Annotated in this window: 2 protein-coding genes; one reads left to right on the top strand and one right to left on the bottom strand. The window is 58.9% G+C overall.

The features are described from left to right. Positions 1-2052: Tn3 family transposase (locus tag R6T97_RS03930; protein WP_410347996.1), on the bottom strand; the 2052-nt coding region annotated here is incomplete at its 3' end. A gap of 120 nt (positions 2053-2172) precedes the next feature. Between R6T97_RS03930 and R6T97_RS03935 the strand changes: the two genes are divergently transcribed. After that, entirely contained in the window at positions 2173-2784 is a 612-nt protein-coding gene (locus R6T97_RS03935; RefSeq protein WP_068242705.1) for a recombinase family protein, read from the top strand. Positions 2785-2936: the final 152 nt, after the last annotated feature.

The raw sequence follows: 2936 nt of genomic DNA on the forward strand, positions 1-2936 counted from the left end.
CAGGTTCATTGCTTCGCCCTGGCGCGTGGTGGGGAAGAATTGCCCATCACTGGACGCGCTGGTGCCACCGCCCCAGAACCGGGCCATTGGCAAGGCGGATTGGCCTTCGATCACTATTGCCAGGGCGCGCGCCATCGCCTCGCTTTCGACATGCCACCGCGACAAGCGCGACAGCTGGAAATAGTCGTGGGTGTTTGTAGCCCCGGCCATTTTGCTGAGTCCGAGGTTCAGCCCTTCAGCCAGCAATACATTCAGCATGCCGACCCTGTCTTTGCATGGGACGCCCGTGCGCAGATGGGTGAAGGCTTCGGTAAAGCCGATCTCGTCATCCACTTCGAGCAGAAGGTCGGTGATCCTGATCACTGGCAGGCGTTTGTAAAGATCGAGCACCATGGCATCCGCCTCTTCAGGAACATTGGCAGTCAAGCGGTCGATCTTGAGCACACCATCTGCGATTGAGCCTCCCGGAATGGCACCGGCCCTGGCGGCGCGGGCCAGTCGCTGCAAGCCGTCAGCCAAACGAGTTTTACGATCTGCCAGCCAGATTTCTGGTTCAAACGGCATGGCCAGTCTTGGCGTTGCCTTGGCAATTTCGGCTGGAACCAGCGCGTCCTTGAGGTCGCCATACCTACGGGAATGGGCAAGCCAGATGTCGCCAGCTCTGAATGCATCGCGCAAGTGGCACAAGACGGCGACCTCCCAGAGGCGGTGCCCATCGTCTTTGTTCAGGTGCCGATGCCATTTCGAGGCGCGGCGCAGAAAGGTCAGGGGACGGTCGGCGGGGGTGTCCGTTCCCGCGACGATAGAGGTGGCGGCGAGTAACGGCTCGGCCACCGGTGCGGCCTGAATATCGAGCGCCCGCAGCATGCGCGGTGCATAACGTCGGAAGCGATGATACCCGTGAACAACATGTGCCAGCGGATCGGCAGCCAATGTGTCGGTGAGCTGGGCAGCGGTGGTGACGAGCCCCCTGAGCGACAACCAACCGCCTGCGTTTTGAACGGCATCGATGAGGGACGCTTGATCTTCATGCGCCTCCAGCAGCGCTGATCCAAATTTAGAGAAGCCCTGCAAGGTATCCTTCAAGGCGGCCTTGGCATCATCTGCACGGGCATCGCATGCGCGTTTCGCCTCGCGCCACGTCTTCCCGGCAATACGGTCATGGGTTTCGACCACTGCATCGGCAATGGCGCTGCGCCATTCCAAAACGCAGACCGCGAGGATGGCAAGGCGACGATCACCTGAAATATCCCGCAGATCACCGGCGAAATACCGTTCCCCTTGCCGTCGGAGGCGCGCGATACGGTGGGCTGGCACACCGACAAGAACAGACCTTTCCACGGGCATGCTCTGCAAGAATTCCAGCCGGTCAAGTAGGCGGTTCATGTCGGCTGAGTTCTGACCCACCTCAAACTGGCGGAGCCAGACGAAGCGGGTGACGGAGCTGTCTGCGGTTTCCGTCAGCAGGGCATCAAGTCGGCTGCGTGTCTTATCATCCAGCCGGTCAGCAATTCGCGCATCGATCCGTCGCTCGGCAGCAACAAGTGCGTCCGCGCAGAGTCGTTCAATAACCGTGATCCCAGGTAGGATGGTCTGGGTCGCCCGGCATTGCTCTACGAACCGCCGCGCCAAATCCTCGTTCGACCGGGCGGTTTCGGCTTCGTTCTCAATCCAGACCTTCAGGTCGCGCGACCCTCGGCCAGTGAACATCTTGTAGTCATAAATATCCCGCAGGGCAGCCAGGTGTTCGTGGCGCGTTTCTTCCCGGCTTGCATATCCCGCCAGATCGTCCGCTTTCAGCCCAAGTTGCGCCGCCAGAAAATGCGTGACTTCCAGTGGAATGACCTCACCCGGAGTTAGCAAGCGACCGGGGTAGCGCAACGCACAAAGCTGGAGAGCAAAGCCGAAACGATTGTGTGGACGGCGGCGGGCGCGGATGATTTCCAAGTCGTCGTCCGCCAAAGTGTAATGACGCAGCATCACGGTTCGATCAGTCGGAAGGTCAAAAAGTGCTGAGCGCTGCCGCTCGGTCAGGACGGTACGATGCGCCATGTATCTTTTGCTTTCTTATAATGGTTTGTCTATTGATGATTAAGATACTGAATAAGGAATTGTTTTGATGGCTGAAAGCATGCTGCTTTCCAGAGCACCTCAAACGAACGTTTGTGAAACATGCTGATCGGCTATGCCCGCGTCTCAAAAGCCGACGGTAGCCAGTCCCTAGACCTGCAGCGGGATGCCTTGATCACAGCGAGCGTGGAAGAAGAACAGATTTACTCAGATCTGGCGTCGGGCAAGAAGGATGACCGATCCGGTCTGGAGGCCTGCCTCAAGGCATTGCGTGAGGGGGATGTGCTGGTCGTGTGGAAGCTCGACCGCTTGGGGCGCAGCCTCCACCACCTTGTCAAAACCGTCAGCATGCTGTCCGAGCGTGGCGTCGGCCTCAAGGTTCTAACCGGGCAAGGGGCGCAGATTGACACAACAACTGCGGCAGGACGGCTTTCATTCGGCATCTTTGCCGCTCTCGCCGAATTTGAAAGCGAGTTGATACGCGAACGCACAATGGCGGGGTTACAAGCCGCCCGCGCCCGCGGCCGGAAAGGTGGAAGGAAATTTGCTCTGACAAAAGCGCAGGTGCGAATGGCGCAGGCCGCTATGGCCAGCCGCGACACATCGGTTTCAGAACTTTGTAAGGAATTGGGGGTCAAACCGGTCACACTTTACCGATATGTCGACCCGAACGGCAATCTGCGCGATTACGGGAAACGGGTTCTCACCGCTTAGCGTAGGATTCTGCACTCTCCGGCATCAGACCCCAGATTGCCCAAGGGCAGTTCTCGGCGCTTTGCGTGAAGAAGACTTTCATGCCTCGGCGTTGCGCGTCCGGAATCGTGCGAGACGTTCTTCAACCGATGTTTCGGTGAGCTCAGTCACGC

The sequence above is a fragment of the Yoonia sp. genome (assembly GCF_046498525.1).
Taxonomy (GTDB): domain Bacteria; phylum Pseudomonadota; class Alphaproteobacteria; order Rhodobacterales; family Rhodobacteraceae; genus Yoonia.